This is a genomic window from Oceaniglobus sp. K40-3 (assembly GCF_055808395.1).
Genome location: NZ_CM147868.1, coordinates 2,859,314 through 2,880,895, shown reverse-complemented (window position 1 = coordinate 2,880,895; position 21,582 = coordinate 2,859,314). Strand labels below are relative to the sequence as shown.

The 21,582-nt window shown below is 62.5% G+C and carries 19 protein-coding genes and 4 pseudogenes; 17 read left to right on the top strand and 6 right to left on the bottom strand.

Translation table 11 applies throughout. The annotated features are described in order from the left end of the window. The first annotated feature begins 6 nt into the window (after positions 1-6). The 9 genes from AC0L7P_RS14960 to AC0L7P_RS14920 all read left to right on the top strand — a co-directional run bounded on the left by AC0L7P_RS14960 (position 7) and on the right by AC0L7P_RS14920 (position 6,659). Positions 7-729, top strand: coding sequence for an ABC transporter ATP-binding protein (locus tag AC0L7P_RS14960; RefSeq protein WP_473433456.1), 723 nt, complete (start codon positions 7-9; stop codon positions 727-729). Next, entirely contained in the window at positions 726-911 is a 186-nt protein-coding gene (locus AC0L7P_RS14955) for a hypothetical protein (protein WP_473433455.1), read from the top strand. The genes AC0L7P_RS14960 and AC0L7P_RS14955 overlap by 4 nt, the downstream gene beginning before the upstream one ends. Continuing rightward, a complete protein-coding gene (locus tag AC0L7P_RS14950; RefSeq protein ID WP_473433454.1) occupies positions 898-1,101 on the top strand; it encodes a TOBE domain-containing protein in 204 nt (67 codons plus the stop codon). Before AC0L7P_RS14955 ends, AC0L7P_RS14950 begins: the two co-directional genes overlap by 14 nt. Further along, positions 1,098-2,252, top strand: coding sequence for a Gfo/Idh/MocA family protein (locus AC0L7P_RS14945; RefSeq protein WP_473433453.1), 1,155 nt, complete (start codon positions 1,098-1,100; stop codon positions 2,250-2,252). The genes AC0L7P_RS14950 and AC0L7P_RS14945 overlap by 4 nt, the downstream gene beginning before the upstream one ends. Beyond that, positions 2,212-3,096, top strand: a complete 885-nt coding sequence (locus tag AC0L7P_RS14940) for a Gfo/Idh/MocA family protein (protein WP_473433452.1) — start codon at positions 2,212-2,214, stop codon at positions 3,094-3,096. Before AC0L7P_RS14945 ends, AC0L7P_RS14940 begins: the two co-directional genes overlap by 41 nt. Further along, on the top strand, positions 3,093-4,157 hold the full coding sequence (locus tag AC0L7P_RS14935; protein WP_473433451.1) for a Gfo/Idh/MocA family protein: 1,065 nt from the start codon (positions 3,093-3,095) through the stop codon (positions 4,155-4,157). Before AC0L7P_RS14940 ends, AC0L7P_RS14935 begins: the two co-directional genes overlap by 4 nt. Positions 4,158-4,335: 178 nt before the next feature. After that, complete coding sequence (locus AC0L7P_RS14930) at positions 4,336-5,475, top strand: aromatic ring-hydroxylating oxygenase subunit alpha (protein ID WP_473433450.1); 1,140 nt, start codon at positions 4,336-4,338, stop codon at positions 5,473-5,475. A 204-nt stretch (positions 5,476-5,679) separates the two neighbouring features. Continuing rightward, entirely contained in the window at positions 5,680-6,333 is a 654-nt protein-coding gene (locus AC0L7P_RS14925) for a DUF1028 domain-containing protein (RefSeq protein ID WP_473433449.1), read from the top strand. Between the two features lie 26 nt (positions 6,334-6,359). Further along, on the top strand, positions 6,360-6,659 hold the full coding sequence (locus AC0L7P_RS14920) for a hypothetical protein (RefSeq protein WP_473433448.1): 300 nt from the start codon (positions 6,360-6,362) through the stop codon (positions 6,657-6,659). 40 nt (positions 6,660-6,699) lie between these two features. On the opposite strand, the gene AC0L7P_RS14915 is transcribed toward AC0L7P_RS14920, so the two are convergent. Then, the gene (locus tag AC0L7P_RS14915) at positions 6,700-6,858 is read right to left on the bottom strand and encodes a hypothetical protein (protein ID WP_473433447.1); all 159 of its coding nucleotides are present in this window, start codon (positions 6,856-6,858) and stop codon (positions 6,700-6,702) included. A gap of 36 nt (positions 6,859-6,894) precedes the next feature. Here AC0L7P_RS14915 and AC0L7P_RS14910 point away from each other — a divergent pair, with 36 nt between their 5' ends. Then, a complete protein-coding gene (locus tag AC0L7P_RS14910) occupies positions 6,895-8,733 on the top strand; it encodes a patatin-like phospholipase family protein (protein WP_473433446.1) in 1,839 nt (612 codons plus the stop codon). 73 nt (positions 8,734-8,806) lie between these two features. On the opposite strand, the pseudogene AC0L7P_RS14905 reads toward AC0L7P_RS14910, so the two are convergent. Then, positions 8,807-9,446, bottom strand: a pseudogene (locus tag AC0L7P_RS14905) (50S ribosomal protein L25/general stress protein Ctc). A 231-nt stretch (positions 9,447-9,677) separates the two neighbouring features. On the opposite strand from AC0L7P_RS14905, the gene AC0L7P_RS14900 reads away from it, so the two are divergent. Next, the gene (locus tag AC0L7P_RS14900; protein WP_473433445.1) at positions 9,678-10,463 is read left to right on the top strand and encodes an MFS transporter; all 786 of its coding nucleotides are present in this window, start codon (positions 9,678-9,680) and stop codon (positions 10,461-10,463) included. Then, positions 10,352-10,894 carry an MFS transporter gene (locus tag AC0L7P_RS14895; protein WP_473433444.1) on the top strand — a complete coding sequence of 181 codons (543 nt, stop codon included), beginning with the start codon at positions 10,352-10,354 and terminating at the stop codon, positions 10,892-10,894. Before AC0L7P_RS14900 ends, AC0L7P_RS14895 begins: the two co-directional genes overlap by 112 nt. Here AC0L7P_RS14895 and AC0L7P_RS14890 read toward each other — a convergent pair. From AC0L7P_RS14890 to trpA, 3 genes are all read right to left on the bottom strand, one after another. Beyond that, entirely contained in the window at positions 10,861-12,753 is a 1,893-nt protein-coding gene (locus AC0L7P_RS14890) for an amylosucrase (RefSeq protein ID WP_473433443.1), read from the bottom strand. The two genes, AC0L7P_RS14895 and AC0L7P_RS14890, sit on opposite strands and share 34 nt — an antisense overlap. Positions 12,754-12,806: 53 nt before the next feature. Continuing rightward, positions 12,807-13,976 carry an alpha-hydroxy acid oxidase gene (locus AC0L7P_RS14885; protein WP_473433442.1) on the bottom strand — a complete coding sequence of 390 codons (1,170 nt, stop codon included), beginning with the start codon at positions 13,974-13,976 and terminating at the stop codon, positions 12,807-12,809. Between the two features lie 81 nt (positions 13,977-14,057). Then, on the bottom strand, positions 14,058-14,849 hold the full coding sequence (gene trpA / locus AC0L7P_RS14880; protein ID WP_473433441.1) for a tryptophan synthase subunit alpha: 792 nt from the start codon (positions 14,847-14,849) through the stop codon (positions 14,058-14,060). A gap of 210 nt (positions 14,850-15,059) precedes the next feature. On the opposite strand from trpA, the pseudogene ychF reads away from it, so the two are divergent. The 5 genes and pseudogenes from ychF (at position 15,060) to kdsA (ending at position 20,142) form a co-directional block, all read left to right on the top strand. Further along, positions 15,060-16,158: pseudogene (gene ychF / locus AC0L7P_RS14875) on the top strand (redox-regulated ATPase YchF). Positions 16,159-16,313: 155 nt separating this feature from the next. Next, positions 16,314-16,919, top strand: coding sequence for a hypothetical protein (locus AC0L7P_RS14870; RefSeq protein WP_473433440.1), 606 nt, complete (start codon positions 16,314-16,316; stop codon positions 16,917-16,919). Positions 16,920-17,000: 81 nt separating this feature from the next. Continuing rightward, positions 17,001-18,394: pseudogene (locus tag AC0L7P_RS14865) on the top strand (pyridoxal phosphate-dependent decarboxylase family protein). A gap of 125 nt (positions 18,395-18,519) precedes the next feature. Beyond that, positions 18,520-19,324, top strand: a pseudogene (locus AC0L7P_RS14860) (3-deoxy-manno-octulosonate cytidylyltransferase). Beyond that, complete coding sequence (gene kdsA / locus AC0L7P_RS14855; RefSeq protein WP_473433439.1) at positions 19,309-20,142, top strand: 3-deoxy-8-phosphooctulonate synthase; 834 nt, start codon at positions 19,309-19,311, stop codon at positions 20,140-20,142. Before AC0L7P_RS14860 ends, kdsA begins: the two are co-directional and overlap by 16 nt. Here kdsA and AC0L7P_RS14850 read toward each other — a convergent pair. Further along, positions 20,133-21,521: a phosphomannomutase gene (locus tag AC0L7P_RS14850; protein ID WP_473433438.1), complete on the bottom strand. Its 1,389-nt coding sequence runs from the start codon at positions 21,519-21,521 to the stop codon at positions 20,133-20,135. The genes kdsA and AC0L7P_RS14850 overlap by 10 nt on opposite strands. Positions 21,522-21,582: the final 61 nt, after the last annotated feature.

The window sequence follows — 21,582 nt, the reverse complement described above, 5'->3', positions numbered from 1 at the left end:
TTTGAAATGACAGCACATGCACTGGAACTGAAGCAGATCAAGAAATCCTGGGGCGCGGTGCAGGTGATCCATGGAATTGATTTGCAGATCGAAGAGGGCGAATTTGTCGTTTTCGTCGGCCCCTCGGGGTGTGGAAAATCCACGTTGCTGCGCCTGATTGCGGGGCTGGATGACCCGTCGTCGGGCGATATTATGTTGCAGGACAAGCGGGTGAACAATGTTCCCGCCTCGGAACGCGGGCTGTCGATGGTGTTTCAGTCTTACGCGCTTTATCCGCATATGTCGGTGCGTTCGAACCTGTCGTTCGGGTTGGAAAACCTGCGTATGGCAAAGGCCGACATCGACCGCCGGGTGAACGATGCCGCCGAACTGCTTCAGATTGAAATGCTGATGGATCGCCGACCCGGGCAGCTTTCGGGCGGGCAACGCCAACGGGTGGCCATCGGGCGGGCCATTGTGCGCGAGCCGCAGATTTTCCTTTTTGACGAACCGCTGTCGAACCTCGATGCCGAATTGCGCCTGCAAATGCGGGTGGAAATCGCCAATCTTCACGCCGAACTGGGAAACACGATGATCTATGTGACCCACGATCAGGTTGAGGCGATGACCATGGCAAACCGGATTGTCGTGCTGCGGGGGGGCGGATCGAACAGGTGGGCAAGCCGTTGGAGCTGTATAACCGTCCGGCCAACAAATTTGTTGCCGGCTTTCTGGGGGCGCCGCAGATGAATTTTCTGAATGGCACCATTGCGCCCGACGGCACCCTTGATATGGATTGCGGGTTGCAGATGCCCGTGCGCTTGGGCGAAACTCTGGTTGAAACAATGCCCTGCACCTTGGGACTGCGCCCTGAAACCATTGGGGTGTCGCTGGACGGGGGGCGATATGGTGGTAAAAGTGCAGAATTTTGAACAACTTGGCGCGGTCACATATATCTATACCGCGTTCCCGAACGGAGAGACATTGACCGTGCAACTGGCGCAGCAGATCCCCCTGAAACGTGGGCAGGAAATTGGCGTTGGGTTCGATCCGGCACAGGTTCATATCTTCGCCGGTGAGGGCGACCGCGCGCTGGAGCTAAATGGGCGGGCGACCGCATGAAGGTTGCCCTGATCGGCCTTGGCATGGTGTCGGGCACCTATGTTGATGCCTTGTCGAACACCGACATCACCCTTGCCGGGGTCTTTGCCCGGTCCGCAGACAGCCGCGCGGCATTTCTGACCAAACACGGGCTGAACGCCCGCAGCTATGGCTCGGTTGCTGAAATTGCTGCCGACGACGTGGATTTTGTGATCCTGACCACCCCGCCCAACGCGCGGGCAGACATCGTCGGTGAACTGGCGGCGGCGGGCAAACCGATTTTGATGGAAAAACCGGTCGAGCGGACGTTGGACGCGGCGACGGCGTTGGTTGAAACCTGCGAAGGCGCGCAGGTGCCCCTTGGCATCATGTTGCAACACCGCGCCCGCCCGATCATTGCCGATCTGCGCCGCATCCTGCCTGATCTTGGGGCGCTTGGGGTGGTCGAGGTGCATGTGCCCTGGTGGCGCGATCAGGCCTATTACGATGAACCGGGGCGCGGCAGTTATGCGCGCGATGGCGGCGGTGTTCTGCTGTCGCAGGCGATTCATACGCTGGACCTGATGTTGTCGCTTACCGGTCCGGTGGCCCATGTCACCGCGCTGACCGCCACCAGTGATTTCCACCGCATGGAAGCAGAAGATTTCGTATCCGCCGGATTGCAATTTGCCAATGGCGCGGTGGGAACCCTGTCGGCCACCACGGCCAGCTTTCCGGGCAGGGGCGAAACGATCACGCTGCATTTCGCCAAGGGCTCGGCGCGGATCGACACCAATCTGCTCAGCATTGATTGGCGTGACGGCAGCAGCGAAACCTTTGGCGCGGCGATGGCCAGTGGCGGCGGCGCCGATCCCATGGCCTTTACCTCGGATTGGCACCGGGCGGTGATTTGTGATTTTGCCGAGGCCATTCGTGACGTCCGCGCGCCCCTTGTACCGGGGCGTTCTGCGCTTGAGGTGCATCGTCTGATCGCGGCGCTGGAAACATCGGGCGCAGCGGCGCCCGTACGGAGGTTTAGATGCCATTCAAATTGGGCGTCATGGGAATCGACCATGGCCATATTTTCGGAATGTTGGGAAACATGCTGGCGCAGGGTGCAGTTGCACCCAGTGGTGGACGGGCGGTTCGGCGGTGACCGAGACGAAGTTTCGCGAGGTTTTTCCACAGCTTGAGAAGGTTGCCGATCATCGGAGCATCCTCGATGACGCAGACGTGAAAATGGTGCTGATTTCCGCCATTCCCTGTGATCGCGCGGCCCTTGCCATTGCGGCGATGGAGGCGGGCAAGGATGTGATGGTCGATAAACCCGGCTGCACGACGCTTGAACAATTGGCAGAAATCAAGGCCTGTCAGGCGCGCACCGGGCGCATCTGGACGGTGAATTTTTCCGAACGGTTTGAGGTGGCGGCCGTGGCCAAAGCCGAAGAACTGGTCAATGCCGGGGCCATCGGGCGGGTGGTGCAAACGGTGGGGTTGGGACCGCACAAACAAAACCTGAAAACCCGGCCCGAGTGGTTTTTTGACACTGAAAAATTCGGCGGCATCCTGTGTGATATCGGGTCGCATCAGATTGACCAGTTTCTGCATTTTACCGGTTCGGATTCGGCGGTCATCGCCCACGCCTGTGTGGAAAATACCACGATGCCCGATCATCCAGGATTTCAGGATTTTGGCGAAATGGTGCTGCGTTCGCCCAAGGGCCATGGATATGTGCGGGTGGATTGGTTTACTCCTGACGGGTTGCCCACATGGGGCGACGGGCGGTTGTTTCTGCAAGGCACCGAAGGCCAGATCGAGCTGCGCAAGTACACCGAGGTTGGCCAGGCGCACCGCACCGGCAATCTTTACCTCGTGAATGGTGAAGAAAACGTGCATATTGATTGTTCGGATATGGCATTGCCCTATTTTCCGCGACTTTGCGCCGACGTGCAGGATCGTACAGAAACCGCGGTAAGCCAGGCGCACACCTTTACAACCATGGAACTGGCGATCCGCGCACAGGGAATGGCGACATGAGCAGAACCGTCTCGATTATCGGAGCGGGGATTGGTGCGGCGCACCTCAAGGGGTATGCCGCATTGCCCGACGACTTTCAGATTCACAGCATTTGCGATCTGGATGCGGCCCGGGGGCAGGCCCTGGCAGACACCCATGATGGGTGTCAGTATATAAGTGATTTCAAATCTATATTGGCCGATCCTGAAGTGGATATCGTCGATATCTGTCTGCCTCCCCACTTGCACTTTTCTGCTATTGTTGCGGGGCTGGAGGCTGGCAAGATCGTCGTGTGCGAAAAGCCGCTGGTCGCCTCTTTGGCCGAAGCGGATCAGTTGATCGAAAAGGTGGCCGAGACCGATGGCACGGTCGCGCCGGTGTTTCAATATCGCTATGGACTTGGCACCGCACAGCTTTTGGCGCTGATAGATGCCGGGCTTGCCGGGCGCTGTTATACTGGCACGCTGGAGACCCACTGGAACCGCGATGCCGCCTATTACGCGATTCCGTGGCGCGGCACCTGGGAGGGCGAGCGCGGCGGGGCGTTGCTCGGTCATGCGATTCATATTCACGATCTGCTGCCCTGGCTGCTTGGCCCTGTGGCCCAGGTTTACGCCGACACCGCCACGCGGGTGAACGACATCGAAGTGGAAGATTGCGCCGCCCTGTCGATCCGCATGGGCGAAGGTGCGCTGATCACCAGTTCAGTCACCCTTGGCTGTGCGGAAAATACCAGCCGGATGCGTCTGAATTTCGAAGGTTTCACGGTTGAATCCGATCACGCGCCCTATTCATTGGCCGAAAAAGGGTGGCGTTTCATCGCCCGGGAGCCAACGACCCAGGACCAGATTGACGATGTGCTGGCCGATGTCACTGACGCCAGAACGGGCTTTGCCGGAATGTTTGAGGCATTGGCCGAGGCTCTGGATGGCAACGGCGGGCGCGAAGTGACGCTGGAGGATGGCCGCAGGTCGCTGGAGTTCGTTACCGCCGTCTATGCTTCGGCGCGGGCCAATGCGCCGGTGACGCTGCCCCTGGGGCACGATCATCCGATGTATGGGGGCTGGGTTCCGCGCGCCTGATCGCGTGTGCGCCAGGTCTCATGGTGGGGCGGGCCGTGCGTTGACCGCGCGGCCTGTGATGATGCACATTGACACGACCTGTGGCTTGGACAGACGTATGGGGGTGTTCAATGAGGCAATGCTTGGGAAGCGACAATCACCGCGTGGGGGATACACACCCCATGTGCAAGGCCGCCGAATGACCATTCATCCCACATGCAACGCCGCCAGTGAACTGGCGGAAAATGTTGCGCGTCCCTTTGGCGAAGCCCGCGCCATGCCGCGCAGCGTGTATCTGTCCGAGGAATTCCTGGCGCGGGAAGTGTCGGAAATTTTCGCCAGGGAATGGGTCTGCGTTGGCCGGGCTACGCAATTCGCGAACACGGGCGATTACGTGACCGCAGAAATTGCCGGGCAACCTGTTATGGTGATTCGCGACAGGGAAGGCGTGTTGCGCGCCCAATCCAACGTCTGCCTGCACCGCATGTCCACCCTGTTGGAGGGCGCGGGCAATGTGGGCCGCGTCGTCTGTCCCTATCACGCCTGGACCTATAATCTTGACGGGCAGTTGCGCGGGGCGCCGGGAATGACGCTGAATCAAGGGTTTGACCGGCATGATTATTGCCTGCCGCAGTTGCGTTGTGCCGAATGGCTGGGCTGGGTTCTGGTGTCGCTGAACCCGGACGCGCCCGATCCGGCGGTGCATCTGAAAGAGGCCGCAGATCTGATTGCGCCCTATGGAATGGAAAACTATGTTCAGACCTTTCAGGAGCGCCACCACTGGAACACCAACTGGAAGGTGCTGGCCGAGAATTTCATGGAAAGCTATCATTTGCCGGTCTGTCATTCGGGCACCATCGGCGGGTTTGTGAAGCTGGAAGAGATGGATTGCCCGCCGTCGGGGGCGACCTATAATTATCATTCGATCCTGAAAGACCCCGATGCGCCGCTGACCAATGCGCACCCCGACAACACCACGCTTGCGGGGGAAATGCGGCGCACCACGGTGCTGTTGACTGTATATCCCGCGCTGCTGATTACGCTGACGCCGGGGTATTTCTGGTATCTGTCGTTGCACCCTGACGGGCCGGACCATGTGCAGATCACCTATGGCGGCGGGCTGTCGCCTGATTATGTGAACGACCCAAAGGCGCATGATCATTTCGCGGCGCTGAAAAGCCTGCTGGACCGGGTGAATGACGAGGATCGCGGCTGTACGGAAAAGGTGTATCGCGGGCTGTCGTCCGATCTGGCGAGGCCGGGGCACCTGAGCCATCTTGAGCGCCCGAATTACGATTTTGCCACCTATATCAACGAGCGGATTCAGGCGCGGGCGTGACCGCTGTGGTGTTCTCAGGCAATTCGTTCCAGCCGCTCTTCGCTCGGGCGGGGCTGACGCCCGCCATCGCTCATCGCTCGTCCGGTTTTGCAACGGTGCGCGGGGGGATGACGCGGGTTTGGGATCGGGGGCACGGCGGTGATCCCGGATTGACCTTTGTGATCTAAGGGTTACCTCTGGTCGGGAACAAGCGGAGGACGGGACATGACATTTTCACTGGTGGCGCGCTGCGCTGACACCGGCATGTTCGGGGTTGCGATTTCATCCTCATCCCCCGCAGTTGCCGCGCGTTCTGCCTTCAGTCGGGCCGGGGTGGGGGCCGTCGCATCGCAGAACGTGACCGACCCGGCGCTTGGGCCATTCGTACTGGACAGCATGGGACAGGGCCTGAGTGCGGCACAGGCCGTCGAAGCCGCGCAGCGCAGCGGCGGTTTCATGGCCTGGCGCCAGATTCTGGCCATCGACGGGCGCGGGGGGACCGCGGTGCATTCGGGGCAGAACGCCCGGGGTATCTGGGCGGAGGCGCAGGGCAGGGATGTGGCCGCAGGCGGCAACCTGTTGGCCAACGCGGATGTGCCTGGCGCCATCGTCGCCGGGTTCGAGGCGGCAAGGGGTCATCTGGGCGACCGGTTGATTGCCGCCATGCAGGCCGGGCTGGCCGCCGGAGGCGAGGCGGGGCCGGTGCATTCGGCGGGCATGCAGATTGCCCACAAACTGTCCTGGCCCCTTGCCGATCTGCGCTGTGACTGGACCAAAGATTGCCCGATTGCCGCCATCGCCACCGCATGGGCGGTGTATAAGCCGCAGAGCGACACGCATGTGCAGCGGGCGATGGACCCGCGCGAGGCCCCGCCATAGGCTGTGCCGGGCGACAATCTGGCGCCGTGACCCTGCGCCAACTGGAATATCTGGTCGCTGTGGGCGGGGTGGGCCGTATCGCTGCCGCCTGCGAAAGGGTGGATGTGTCGATGTCGGCGGGCGATGCGGTGTTTTCCCCGCTGGCCCATCTGTCATTGATGGGGCAGGATGCGGGGCATGGCGCCTTTTGGATGACGCGGGCGCATGAGCGTGAAAAAGCGGGGCCGTGTTCAACGTGGCGATGTCGGCCACGATGCCAACCATGCGGGGTGCCGCCCCGGTGTCGTGGCTTTTATCCGGCCCCCTGCGCCGCTTTGGTAACCTGAACACCCCGACCGGAACAAGGTCCGCGAGAATCAGCGGCAATCAAGTTTCCTGCAGGCGATATTTCTGCACAACCAAATCGTTGGCGCGCCAGGGCAGGGCCGGCGGTGCGATCACGCCCGCAAAGGCCATCAGTTCGCACTGTTTGTCGGGCATTGCCTCTTGCCCCTTTTTGTTTGCACTCCAACGGTCCATGGCCATTATGCGCTCGGTTCACAGGTCAACGCAGGTTCGCTTATGTCTTTCAACGATACGCCCCAGGCCGACCCCGGCGCGCGTGCGGCGGCCACCATGCGCGCGCTGCGCCAGACACCGCTGTTGGCGGATTTGTCTGACGATCTTGTGGCGCGCCTTATGGCTGTGGCGCACAGGCGCGCGGTTGAAAAGGGCGAACGGCTGATATGCGCGGGCGACGTGGCGGACCATCTTTATCTGGTGCTGCGGGGCCGCTTTACCGTGATTGCCGCAGGGCAGGCGATTGCCGATATTGGCGCGGGCGAACCCATTGGCGAGATTGCCTTTTTTGCAGGCGGCGAACGCTCGGCCAATGTTGTGGCTGCGCGCAGCGGCGAGGTGCTGGTGCTGGGCCGGGATGCCTGGGAAAGTGTCGCGCGGGATGTTCCCGAAATCGGGCAGGGGATACTGGCCAGTCTGGCGCGTCGTCTGGCCACCACTAGCCGGGGCGCCACGGCCCTGCGTCCGCTGGCGGCGCGCTGCGTGGCGCTGACCGGCGATGTGCCGGGGGCGGTGGTGGCCGCACTGAGCGCCGGATTGACAGGCTGGGGGGTGATCGCCGCCGATGCCGACAACCCGCGTGAACAATTGCACCGGATCGAAGGCGAGGGGCGCAAGGCGCTGCTGATCGCCCCGCCCATGGCCCTGCTCAGCGAGGTGGATGAGGTGTTCGATTTTGCCCGCTTGTCGGATACGCCTCGCGCCGCGCGGATTCCCGATGGTGCCGCGCCACAACTGGTGCTTTGGCGCGATCACGGCGCGGCGCCGATCACCGGCACCGCCCTTTGGTGTGCGGCGCGCGGCGCGCGGCGCCATCATCACGTGGCGCTGGATCGGCCCGGCGATGTCGCGCGCCTGCTGCGCTTTGTAGAGGGGCGCGCCCTTGGCCTTGTGCTTAGTGGTGGCGGCGCACAGGGCACGGCGCATCTTGGTGCGCTCAAGGCGCTGGGGGAACACGGGCTGACGTTTGACATGATCGGGGGCACCAGCGCCGGGGCCGCCATGGGGGCGGCGCTGGCCCTTGGGCGCGATCCCGATATGGTGATGGACCTGTGCGAAGATATCTTCCTGCGCAGCCGTGCCATGGGGCGCTATACCCTGCCGAAATACAGCGTGCTGGACCCCACTCTGTTCGACGCGGCCCTGCGCCAGCACTTCGGCCAATGGGAGATCGAGGACCTGCCCCTGCCATTCTTTGCCGTGGCCACCAATCTGTCGACCAACGACGTCGCCATTCTGGATACCGGGCCCCTGTGGCAGGCCCTGCGCGCCAGCACCTCCATCCCGGTAATTTTTCCTCCGTGGATCGGCAAGGGCGGCTCGGTTCTGGTGGATGGGGCGATGATCGACAACGCGCCGATCCTTGCCATGCGGTCGCGCAAGCCGGGGCCGGCGGTCCTGCTCAACCTGCTGCGCGACACCGATTGGCGCAGCCTGCACCCCTATGATACCCTGCCGTCGCGCGCTGCCACATTATGGGAGGTGCTGGCCGCGCCATGGCGCAAACCGGCCACGCAGGGCGCCTTTCCGACAGCGGTTTCCGTGCTGTCGCGGGTGTTCAATGTCAACGCCCAAAGGCGACTGCGCGGTGTGGATGCACCGGGCGACGTGATGATCGACATTCAGCCGCTGGCGGGCATGGCCTATCTCGACTGGACCAAATCCCGCGCCCAGTTCGATGCCAGCTACCGCGCGTTCTCCGCAGCGCTGACCCGGGCCAAAGCAGCGGGCCATGATCTGTCCGATCCGGTGGCGCTGATGACGGCGATGAAAGCGGACCTGCCCTGGAACCGGCGCGACAGGGCTGTTGCGCCTCTCGAACAATGGACGGGCGGTAAATAGGCCGGGCCAACGAAAAATGCCGCCAGCGGGGCTGGCGGCATTCACGGCTTGGTTCAAGAAAAGCGGCTGGCGCTTATTCCTCGGTGGCTGCTTCGGCCTCGTCGGCTTCGTCGCCCTCTTCATCTTCGCCAGCCGACACCAGACCGGCCGGAGCCGAGATGTTGGCGATGACGAAATCACGGTCGATGGTTGGGCGGGTGCCCTCGGGCAGGTTGACCGACCCGATGGTCACGGTGTCGCCGATGTTCAGACCGGCAATGGAAACCGTGATCTTTTCAGGAATGTCACCGGCGGTACAACGCAGCTCCACTTCGGGGCGCACCATGGTCAGCACGCCACCCTTGCGCAGGCCGGGGCAATCGTCTTCGCCTTCGACTTCCACGTGGATGAAAAGCGAAACGCGGCTGGTGCGCTTGAGGCGCATGAAATCCACGTGCGTCGGCAGATCCTTGACCACGTGGCGCTGAACGCCACGGCAGATCACGCGAACATCTTCCTGACCATCCATCTTCAGGTTGAACAGGGTGGACATGAAACGCCCCGCCTTCAGTTGCTTGAGCAGCGTATTGAAAGGCAGGTTGATCGGCAGCGGATCACCGCCCCCGCCATAAACGACACCGGGGACGAGATCCTTCGCGGCGGGCAGTGCGGGCGGCCCCCTTGCCTGTCCCCGTTCTTGCCAGCGCCTGGATGTCTGGGATTTTACCAGCCATTGCAGTTCTCCATAAATTCGATGTTGGGGGCGGCCTCCAAGGGTGTCCGCCCATGAGCGCGCGGCTATAGGCGATTTTTGCCCCGTTGGAAAGCTTTATCAGCGTCGCGAGAGGCTGAAACTGCGGGTGCCTCCGGCGGGAGTATTTCGGATCAGTAAAAAGATACCCCCGACGCCCGGGCTTTTTACTGATTCAAATACTCAAACAATAACCGGTCGGCGGGCGCCTGGGGTGATCAAGGGGCTTGTCGCTGCCGGGTTTCGCTGGCAACAGGCGGGGATGAATGTTTTATCCGCCCTTCGTCTGTCGCGCGCGCCCGCCCTTGCCTTTGCAGGTATGGGGGCGATGTGGGGATCCTTTGCTGCTTTTGTGCCGGTGATCAAGGCGGGGCTTGCTGTCGGTGATGGTGTGTTCGGGCTGGCGCTGCTGTGTTCGGCGGTGGGGTTGGTGATGTCCATGTGGCTGGCGCCGCTGGCGGATGCGCGGCTTGGGCGTTGGGCCTTGCCTATCGCCTCGGGGCTTTTGTCGATGTCATTTCTGTTGCCCGGGATGGCGGGAAATGTGGCAGTCTTTGCTCTTTCGATGGCCTGTGTCGGCATGGCCTCGGGGTTGACGGATGTGGTGATGAATGCCCGGGTGAGTGAGCTTGAGGCGCGCCATGACCGATCCTTGATGAACCTGAACCATTCGATGTTTTCCTTTGCCTATGCGGCCAGTGCCGTGGTCACCGGGCTGGCGCGCGAGGCGGGGTTGGCGCCGGTGGTGGTGTTCGGGGCCATTGGCGCGGTGGCGCTGCTGGGCACCCTGGGGATGCGCATGGCGGTGGAGGCTGCCCCGGAGGATGACGAAACCAGTCGACGCGCCTTTCCCACCTCTATCGTGGTTTGGGGGGCGGAATTGTTCTGGTGGCCTTTCTGGCCGAAAATGCCGCCGAGGGCTGGTCGGCCCTGCATATCGAGCGAACCCTGGGCGGGGGCGCGGCCGAGGGGGCGTTTGGCCCTGCCATGTTGGGCCTGACCATGGGCGTCGGGCGGTTTTCGGGGCAGTTGATCGCGGACCGGCTGCGCGAAACACTGGTGATCCGTTGGGCTGCCATTCTGTCGGCGGTGGGGGCGGTTCTGGCGGCGGGGGCGGTGAACCTGCCCATGGCATACCTTGGATTTGCGATGTTCGGGCTTGGTATTTCGGTGCTGGCGCCCATGGGGTTGGCGCTGGTCGGGCGGCGGGTATCACCCGGGCATCGGACCAAGGCGATTTCGCGCACGGCGGTGATCGGGTTTCTGGGTTTTTTCGTTGGTCCGCCCGTGATGGGGTTTCTGTCCGAGTTTTTCAGCCTGCGGGTGTCATTCGGGGTGATTGCCCTGTTGTTGATCGCAATCCTCGGGATGCTGTTGCCCTTACGGCGCAGCGAAGGTCAGGTTGGCGGCAGCAGCCAGACCCTGCCATAGGGCGGTAGTTCCAGCGTCTCATGACCCGCCAGCGCGGGGCAGTCGGCCAATGTGTCATGATACCGGCGCCCGGGTGTCAGCCCAAGGGCGGTTCCGTCGATCTGCTGGGGATGTTCGGTAAAGTTGCACACAGCCGTGAGGGTGGCATCGTCGCCGGGGCGTTGCAGGGCAAACAGCGCCGGGTGGCCGGTGTGTATTACCCGGGTTGGCACCGATCCGGCGAGTTGCGGGGTTGCCTTGCGTCGGGCCATGATATGCCGGGTGCCGCGCAAGAGCCGCGCGGCGGGCTTGCTCCCGGCTTCGGCCTCCGTGGCTGCCGCCCAATCCATTGCCGGGCGCTGCATCCAGCGGCCATCGCCAGCCCGTTCGGGGCTGTCACGAAAGCTGTGATCGTTCAGCAATCCGATTTCATCCCCCATATAAATCAGGGGCATTCCCCCGAATGACGCGATCAGGGCGTGGCCCATGAGGATGCGGTTGACGGCAAGGTCGATCAGCACCGGATCATCGGCCAAAAGCGCCGTTTCAAGCCCGGCAAGGGAGGCGAAACTGCCGTTGGTCCGCTTGTCGCCGGTCGCTTTGTTGATCTGAAAATCTGCACCGCGCGCAAAGGTGCCGGGAAAGCGCCCGCCATAGAAATCGGCCAGAAACCGGCGGTGGCCGGGGCCGGAGATGGGGGCAAAGCGGGCGGCGTCGTGATCATCGATGGCCCAGCCGATATCGTCGTGACAGCGGATATAGGTGGCCCAACCGGCACGTCGGAAGCTTTCGGGGAAATGGCGCGCCAGAACATCCGACATCATCCGGGTGTCGCGCGCGGCCAGGGATGACCAGAATTGCACCATCAAATTGTTATGATAGGCGAAATTGCTGACCCGCCCGGCGTGGCGCCCCTGACCCAGATAGGGCACCAGATCACGGGGGCCGACGATGGCCTCGGCCTTGTGGATCACGCCGGGGGCGGCGATGCGGGTGGCCTGAACGATGGCCTGCAACAGGTCATGCACCTCGGGCAGGTTCTGGCAAGAGGTGCCAAGGCGTTTCCACATGAAAGCGACGGCATCCAGGCGCATCACCTCGGCGCCGTTGTTGGCCAGGTCGAGGATCGCGGCGAGGACAGCCAGAAACACCTCGGGGTTTTCCCAGTTCAGATCCCATTGATATGCGTTGAACGTGGTCCAGACCCATTTACCGATCTCGGGGCCGTGGGTGAAATTTCCCGGGGCCTGTTCGGGAAAGACCTCGACCAGGGTTTTTTCGTAGTGGCGGGGCAGGGTATCATCGTCGAACATGCGATAAAACGCGCGGTAGTAAGGATCACCGGAGCGGGCCTTTTGCGCCCAGTCGTGTTCCTTGGCGGTGTGGTTCAGCACGATGTCGATGCAGGTGGAAATGCCCGCATTGCGCATCTGTTTGGTGACATGGCGAAACTCGGCCATGGTGCCGAGGGCGGGATTGATCGCGCCGTAATCCATCACGGCATAGCCGCCGTCACTGTCGCCGGGGCGGGGTTTCAGGCAGGGCATGAAGTGGGCATAGGTCACGCCCAGTTTTTGCAGATAGGGGATGTGTTTGGGCACATCGCGCAGGCGTCCGGCGAATTTGTCGATGTAAAAGACGTACCCGACCATATCCTGTGACAGAAACCAGTCTGGCATCACATCGCGGGCCAGATCCAGCGCACGCAGATCCCGGGGGCGGGCGCACCATTTGTCCAACAGCAGCGCGCGCAGGCGGGCGGTGAACGCGCCCATATCCACATGGGCACCATAAAGCCGCTGAAGGGCCACGGTCATATCCGGCGCGCTGCGCTGCCAGCGCAGATCGAACAGGGGGTCGGCGGGGGCTTTGTCGGCCATGGGGGTATCAAGGCAGACCGGGGCGAATTGTCAATTCCGCCCCGGAGGCACCATCAACGGTTGCGCCGCCAGCGGTGGAAATCTTCGTCGATCAACAGGATGTCGCGATCGACGTCCTTGATATCCTTGCGCCCGCACAGGGCCATGGTGGTGTCGAGTTCCTTGCGGATCACCTCCAGCGCGGTTTCCACCCCTTTTTGCCCCATGGCCCCCAGACCATAGATGTAGGAGCGGCCGATGAAGGTGCTTTTGGCCCCCAGCGCGATCGCCTTGAGCACATCCTGACCCGAGCGGATGCCGCTGTCGAGGTGGATTTCCACCTTGTCGCCCACCGCCTCGACGATTTCGGGCAAGGCGCGGATTGATGACAGGGCACCGTCCAGCTGGCGGCCGCCGTGGTTGGAAACGATGATCGCATCGGCGCCGATGTCCAGTGCCATCCGCGCGTCATCGGCATCGAGAATCCCCTTGAGGATCAGCTTGCCGCCCCATTGCTCCTTGAGTTTGGCAACCTTGCCCCAGTCCAGTTGCGGATCGAATTGTTCGGCGGTCCAGGCCGAAAGATTGCCCACATCGCTTACGCCCTTGGCGTGGCCGACGATATTGCCGAAGGTCCGCCGTTTGGTTTGCAGCATCTCGATGCCCCAGCCCCATTTGGTGGCCAGATTGGCAATGCTTTGGGGGGTCAGTTTTGGCGGAGCGGACAGGCCGTTCTTGATGTCCTTGTGCCGCTGGCCCAGGATTTGCAGATCCAGCGTCAGCACAAGGGCGGAACAGCCCACATCCTTGGCCCGCGAAATCATGTTCGTGACAAAATCCTGATCGCGCATGACGTAAAGCTGAAACCAGAACGGTTTCGTGGTGTGTGCGGCCACATCCTCAAGCGAACAGATCGACATGGTGGACAGGGTGAAGGGCACGCCCATCTTTTCGGCGGCCTTGGCGGCCAGAATCTCACCGTCGGCGTGTTGCATCCCGGTCAGCCCGACAGGGGCCAGCGCGACAGGCATCGACACATCTTCCCCGATCATCGTCGTGGCGGTGCTGCGGTCCTGCATATCGACCGCGACCCTCTGGCGCAGACGCAGCAGGTCGAAATCCGATGAATTTTCGCGGAACGTCTGTTCGGTCCATGCCCCCGATTCGCAATAATCATAGAACATCCGCGGGACGCGGCGCTTGTAGATGCGTTTGAGATCTTCGATTTCGGTGATGTGGGGCATCGGGGTGCGGCCTTTGCAGGAATTGGTAAGGAAGTTTTACCAACGCCGCCGCGCCCTTGCAATTGTGAAAATGACCGGGTGTCAGGCGCGGTGGGCGCCGTCGGACAGGGATTTCACGAAGGTCAGCACCTCATCCACCGGTTTGCCTGTTGCCAACTCACTGACGATGGCCGAACCGACGACGCAGCCATCGGCGATGGCTGCAATGGCCTGTGCTGCCTCGGGGGTGCGGATGCCAAAGCCAACAATCACGGGCAGATCGGTTGTGGCTTTGATCCGGGCCACTTCGGGGGCGACATCGCCCGCTTCGGGGGCGGCGGCGCCGGTGATGCCGGTGATCGACACGTAATAGACGAAACCGCTGGTGTTCTGCATCACCTTGGGCAGACGGGCATCATCGGTGGTCGGGGTGGCCAGACGGATGAAATTCAGCCCCGCCGCCTGTGCCGGAAGGCAAAGTTCGCCGTCCTCTTCCGGGGGCAGATCGACGATGATCAGACCGTCGATGCCGGCCTCGCGGGCCTGTTCCAGAAACCGGTCAACCCCGCGCGAATGGATCGGGTTGTAATACCCCATGAGGACGATGGGCGTGATATCGTCGCCTTCGCGAAAGGCGCGCACCATTTCAAGGGTCCGGTCCAGGGTCATGCCGGCGGCCAGCGCCCGTTGCCCGGCCAGTTGGATGGTGCTGCCATCGGCCATGGGATCGGTAAAGGGCAGGCCCAGTTCGATGATATCCACCCCCGCCCCGGGCAGGCCCTTGACCAGCGCCAGTGCCGTGTCGAAATCGGGATCGCCCGCCATCACATAAGACACGAAGGCCTTTTTGCCTGTACGGCGCAGTTCGGCAAATTTGGCGTCGATCCGTGTCATTTTCGTTCTCCCTCTGGCGTGTCATGGGGTTTGCGCGAAACCACGCGCGATTTCAATGGGGGATCGGCGAGCCGGGTGCGTTATGCTGCCGGCCCTCATCGCTCGGCCACCTGGGGTGGCCATCGCTCTTCGGGGGGATGATGCGCGACTTTGCCTTGCGCGTCACACCATGGCTGCTAGAAGCGCGGCAAGCATGAAGGAGAGCGGATCATGGGTTTCAAGATGGGTATTGTCGGATTGCCGAACGTGGGCAAATCCACCCTGTTCAATGCGCTGACCCGCACCGCCGCTGCGCAGGCCGCGAATTTCCCGTTCTGCACGATCGAGCCGAACGTGGGCGAGGTGGCAGTGCCGGACGCGCGGCTGGATCAACTGGCCGCAATTGCCAAAAGCAAGCAGATCATCCCGACGCGGATGACCTTTGTTGACATTGCCGGGCTGGTGAAAGGGGCCAGCCGTGGCGAGGGCTTGGGCAATCAGTTTCTGGCCAATATCCGTGAATGTGATGCCATCGCCCATGTGCTGCGCTGTTTTGAAGACGGTGATGTGACCCATGTGGAAGATCGCGTTGATCCCGTGGCCGACGCCGACACCATCGAAACCGAGCTGATGCTGGCCGATCTGGATTCAGTCGAACGCCGGCTGGCCGGGCTGTCGCGCAAGGTGCGTGGCGGCGACAAGGACGCGGTGCAGCAGGAACGCCTGTTGAAAGCTGCGCAAGCGGTTTTGGAAGACGGCAAACCGGCCCGCACGGTCGAGGTGGCCGAGGATGATCTGCGCGCCTGGCGCTTGCTGCAACTGCTGACCAGCAAGCCGATCCTGTTTGTCTGCAACGTGGCCGAAGATGACGCCGCCACGGGCAATGCCCAATCCGAACGGGTTGCCGCCATGGCCGCTGAACAGGGCGCCGGCATCGTGGTGATTTCCGCCAAGATCGAGGAGGAAATCAGCCAGCTGGAGCCGGACGAGGCCGAAATGTTCCTGACGGAACTGGGGCTGGAGGAAGCGGGCCTGGATCGTCTGATCCGCGCCGGATATGAATTGCTGGGCCTTGAGACCTATTTCACCGTCGGCCCGAAAGAGGCCCGCGCCTGGACCATTCCAACCGGCACCGCCGCGCCTCAGGCTGCTGGGGTGATCCACGGGGATTTCGAAAAGGGGTTTATTCGCGCCGAAACCATTGCCTTTGACGATTTCGTAACCCTTGGCGGCGAAACTGCAGTGAAGGAGGCAGGCAAGATGCGAGATCGAGGGCAAGGGATATGTCGTCAAGGATGGCGATGTCTTGCACTTTCTCTTCAACACCTGATCAATGGGTGGCAAGAATTGCCGCCGATCAAGGCTGGAATACCGGACCCTGGGTTGTGAATGAATGGATTGTGCGGTGGGAATGCCGGGCCTAAGTTGACGTAGCGTCGGGTGATGCTCCCCTCGCATCAGGAAACTCGGGAAAGGGCGTTCGCTATGGCGAAATTCAATGGATTTGACGCGCAACAAATGTTGGTCGTGGATGCTGTCTATCGTGATGCAAGGCGCTGTCTTGAGTCTATCGTTGGTGGCAAACTGGGCGGAACGGCCTATCGTTCTGTGTTTTCGCGGGTCATGGGGGGCGGCGATGTGAGTGCCATCAAGGCGGCTGAGGCGGATCTGGACCGGTCCCTGACGGCCATGCACCTGCGGATCGCCGGGCAGAGTTTTGACGTTACCTACGAGGCGACTTTTGGCAACACCAACGCCGACATGTTGTCAGGCCCACACACGGCCAGCGGCGGTGGGGCAGGGCACACGTCGTTCATTGACGGGCTACGCCAGACTGACGCCGCGCCGTCCCGTTTGCCGATGCGGCTTGGTCCCAACTTCTTTGCCATGCCCCAGCGCAGCATGTTCGAGCAATCTCAGGTTGAAACCTTCCTGCACGAATTGTCGCATCATGCGGCGGGGACGATTGACGATGAGGTGGGCGGTGCCTGTTACGGCATGACGGGCGTGAACCGTCTCAAGGGGCTGGGGCCTGCGCGGGCCGTGTGGAACGCCGAGAATGTCGGATTTTTCTGCGTCTGGCTGGCCTGAAACCATCGCCCATCCGGCGCCCGAGGGTTTTCCCCGGCGAAAAACTGCGGTCTAAGACAGGCAGCAGAAGGATGATGCGCCATGGAGTGGGATGAATTTTCCGAATGGGGCGCCCGGGTGTCGGACTGGGCCGCCGCATATCACAAGACACTGCGTGACCGCCCGGTGCGCGCCCAGACCGCGCCGGGTGAAATTGCCGCGCAACTGCCCGCCAGCCCACCGGACTCCCCGAAGCCATGGACGCGATCATGGCCGATTTCGAACAGGTGGTGATGCCCGGAATCACCCATTGGCAACACCCCCGGTTCTTTGCCTATTTCCCGGCCAACGCGGCGCCGCCGTCGATGCTGGCGGAAATGTTGGTCACGACCATCGCCGCACAGTGCATGTTGTGGCAAACCTCGCCCGCCGCGACCGAGATGGAAACGGTGATGCTGGCGTGGTTGCGCCAGGCGATCGGCCTGCCCGAAGCGTTCACCGGGGTGATTCAGGACAGCGCGTCATCGGCCACGCTGGCCGCCGTGCTGACCATGCGCGAACGGGCGCTGGACTGGCGGGGCAATCAGCAGGGGCTGTCGGGGCAGGGGCGGCTGCGGGTCTATTGCTCTGATGAGGTTCACACCTCGGTGGATCGCGCGATCTGGATTTCCGGCATCGGGCAGGACAATCTGGTGCGTATTCCGGTCACCGGGCCATTGCGCGGGATGCATGCCGGCGCACTGGATGCTGCGATCCGTGCTGATCTCGCGGCGGGGCATACCCCGGCGGGGTTGATCGCCTGCACCGGGGGCACCGGAACCGGCGCCTGCGACGATCTGACGGCGGTGATTGACGTGGCGCGCGCCCACGGGCTTTATACCCATGTGGATGCGGCATGGGCCGGGGCGGCGATGATCTGTCCTGAATTCCGCAGCCTTTGGGCCGGGGTGGCGGGGGCGGATTCGGTGGTGTTCAACCCGCATAAATGGCTGGGCGCGCAATTTGACTGTTCGGCGCATTTTCTGCGCGAACCCGCCGATCTGGTTAAGACTTTGGCAATCCAACCGGAGTATCTACGAACCCATGGTCATGACGGGTTGATCAATTATTCCGAATGGTCGGTGCCGCTGGGGCGGCGGTTCCGGGCGCTGAAATTGTGGTTTCTGATCCGCTCATACGGGTTGGAAGGGTTGCGCACACGGGTGCGCAACCATGTGGAATGGGCCAACGGGCTGTGCAACGACCTGGTCGGGATGGGGCGGTTTGAAATCGTGACGCCGCCGATGTTGTCGCTGTTCACCTTTCGCCTGCGCGGGGGCGATGATGCGGCGCAAATTGATCTGGTGCGCCGGATCAACGATGATGGCCGCATTTACCTGACCCAGACCCGGGTGGACGGGCGCATTGCGATCCGGTTTCAGGTGGGGCAATTCGATGCGACAAAGGCCGATGTTGAAACGGCCCGGCAGGTGATTGTTGACCTTTCAGGCGGCTGATCCCCTGTCAATTTCACGGGATTGCCGCAATATGGGCGCGGTTATGTGGTTCACTGGCGTGGATCCAAAAGGAAGGAAGGCCTGTGAACGCACTGACTGAGATCGGCCGCAGCTCTGGGCGCAAGATGAAAACGATTGTGATGATCCCGGCGCGCTTTGCCTCCACCCGGTTTCCGGGCAAACCCCTCGTGGCGCTGGCGGTGCCCGGGGGGGCACAAAAGCCTGATCCATTTGACGTGGGAGGCGGCGATGCAGGTGCGCGGTGTCGATGGCGTGTATGTCGTGACCGACGATGCCCGCATCCGCGATGCGGCGCAGGATTTCGGCGCCTCGGTCCTGATGACATCGCCCGGGTGTGAGAACGGCACCGCCCGCTGCGCCGATGCCTTGGCGCGCCATGACATCACCGCCGATCTGATCGTCAACGTACAGGGGGATGCGCCCCTGACGCCGCCGTGGTTTGTCGAAGATCTGATCGCCGCCATGGCCGAGGATACCGCCGCGCAGGTGGCCACGCCGGTGGTGCAGTGTGATCCGCAAAGTTACGGGCATTTCATGGCCGACCGGCAGGCGGGGCGCGTGGGTGCCACCACCGCCGTGTTCGACGCCCGCCAGCATGCGCTGTATTTCAGCAAGGAAGTGTTGCCCTATATCGACCCGAAAAAGACGTTCAGCCGCGACGTTCCTGTTTATCATCACGTGGGAGTCTACGCTTATCGCCCCTCGGCGCTCACTGCCTATGTGGGTTGGCCGATCGGGCGGTTGGAGCGGCTGGAGGGGTTGGAACAGTTACGCTTTCTGGAAAACGGCCATGCGGTGCGCTGCGTTGTGGTCGATGGCCGGGGGCGTGTGTTCTGGGAGGTAAACAACCCCGAGGATGTGGTGCGGGTTGAACATGTTTTGCAGGAGCTGGCGTGCCCGGTCGCATAATCCGTGTCGGCGCGGTTGAGGTGGGCGGTGCGCGCCCCTTTGCCCTGATTGCCGGGCCGTGCCAGTTGGAATCCCTCGATCATGCGCTGTTCATGGCTGAAGGCATCGCCAAGGCCAATAACGGCAAACCGTTCATCTTCAAGGCCAGCTTTGACAAGGCGAACCGCTCCTCGGTCGGGTCGGCGCGAGGTGTGGGGATGGACGCGGGGCTGGAAATACTGACCCGGGTGCGCGATGCCATCGGGTGCCCGGTTCTGTCGGATGTGCACGACGTGGAACAGGCCCGCGCGGCAGGCGCGGTTCTGGATGTGGTGCAGATCCCGGCGTTTTTGTGCCGCCAGACCGATCTGTTGCTGGCGGCAGGGCAAACGCGCGCCGCGGTGAACATCAAGAAGGGGCAGTTTCTGGCGCCCTGGGATATGGCCCATGTGGCCGCCAAGGTGGCCAGCACCGGCAACGAACGCATCATGCTGTGCGATCGTGGCACCAGCTTTGGCTATAACACTTTGGTCAGTGATTTCCGTGGCTTGCCGGTGATGGCCAAAATCGGCTGGCCCGTGGTGTTTGATGCCACCCATTCGGTGCAGCAACCGGGCGGGCAGGGCGGAACCAGCGGCGGGCAGCGCGAATTTGCGCCGGTTCTGGCCCGGGCCGCCTGTGCTGTTGGCATTTCGGCCCTGTTCATCGAAACCCATGAGGCGCCAGACACCGCGCCCAGCGATGGGCCAAACATGATTCCGCTGGATCAGATGGCGGCGTTGATTGCCGATCTGCGTCGGTATGATGATCTGCGCAAATCGACCGTTGATCAGCCATAGCGCGCCTTGATTTCGGCCAATGTATCGCGGACGATTTTGCGCGCGCGATCCTCTGTCGTTGCTTCGCCATAGCAGCGCAGTTCGGGCGCGTTGCCCGAGGGGCGCAGATGGGCCACCTCGCCCGAGGCAAAGGTCACGCGCAGACCGTCGGTCAGGTCCAGCGCCTGTTCATCGCCCAGGGCGGCAAACAGATCGGCCCGTGCGCCGCGATCTTGCCGCAGCGCCGCGATAAGCCGGGCCGAGGTTTCCGTCGGCAGCCCCACCAGCCGGTCCGCGGCGGTGCGCCGTGCGGGCAAGGTGGTGATCTGTCCGGTCAGCGGCCCGTTTTCGGCGATCCCGGCCAATGCGCAAATGATCGGCAAAAAGGCATCCCGCGTCAGCAGGGGCGACAGCGGGCCGCGCGGCCCTTCGACCGGAAACCCCGACAGGAACCCGCCATTTGCCTCGTACCCGACGACACGGGCCTGTGGGTTTTCGTCCAATGTGGTTTCGATCCCTTCGATGACAAAGGGTGATCCGATGCGTGTACGCACGATTTCGTCGAAATCCATGGCGTCGATCATCGTGTTCGACGACACTGGCGTGACGATGATCCGCGCCCCCAGATAGCGCGCGGTCAGGGCGCCGATCACATCGCCTGCAATGACATGGCCTGTTGCGTCAGTGACCAGCGGCCGGTCGGAATCGCCGTCCAGTGATACGATGGCGTCCAGCGTGTTTTCAGTCGCCCAATCGTGCAATTGGGCGCGTGTGGCGTCGTCCACCGCCTCGGTATCCACGGGGATGAAGTGTTCGGATCGCCCCAAACATACCACCTCGGCCCCCAGCGCGCGCAGCGCCTGACCCAACTGATCGCGCCCCACGGCGGAATGTTCATAAACACCCACACGCCGGCCGTGCAGGGCATCGGGCGCGAAAAAATCTGTGAAACGCTTGATATAGAGATCCGCCACGCCGGTGTCGGTCTGCGGGTCGCGCAGATCAAGCGGGCCGTCCCAATCGCGCAGGGCGGCGTTGATCGCGGCCTCGTCGCCCTTGGTGATTTCGCCCCGCCGGGTATAGAATTTCAGCCCGTTGCGATCGGCGGGAATATGGCTGCCGGTGACCATGACAGCCGGGGCGCGGCGCCGCTGGGCCTCAAGCGCCAGAGCGGGGGTGGGGATGGTGCCGCAGTCCACCACGTCGATCCCCAGATCGCGCGCTCCGGCGGCCACGGCGCGCAGGTGTTGCCGGGTCGAGGGGCGCAGGTCGCCGGCCACCAAAAGAATGCCCTCGTGTTTTGCCCGGCTGAGGAACGCCCGGGTATAGCTTGCGCACAATGTATCGGTCAGTTCGGTGATCAGCCCGCGAAGGCCGCTTGAGCCGAATTTGGGTGCCATGAAATCCTGTCCTTGAATGATCGTTGGCGCCCTTTATCACGGAGCAACGACCTGAGACCAG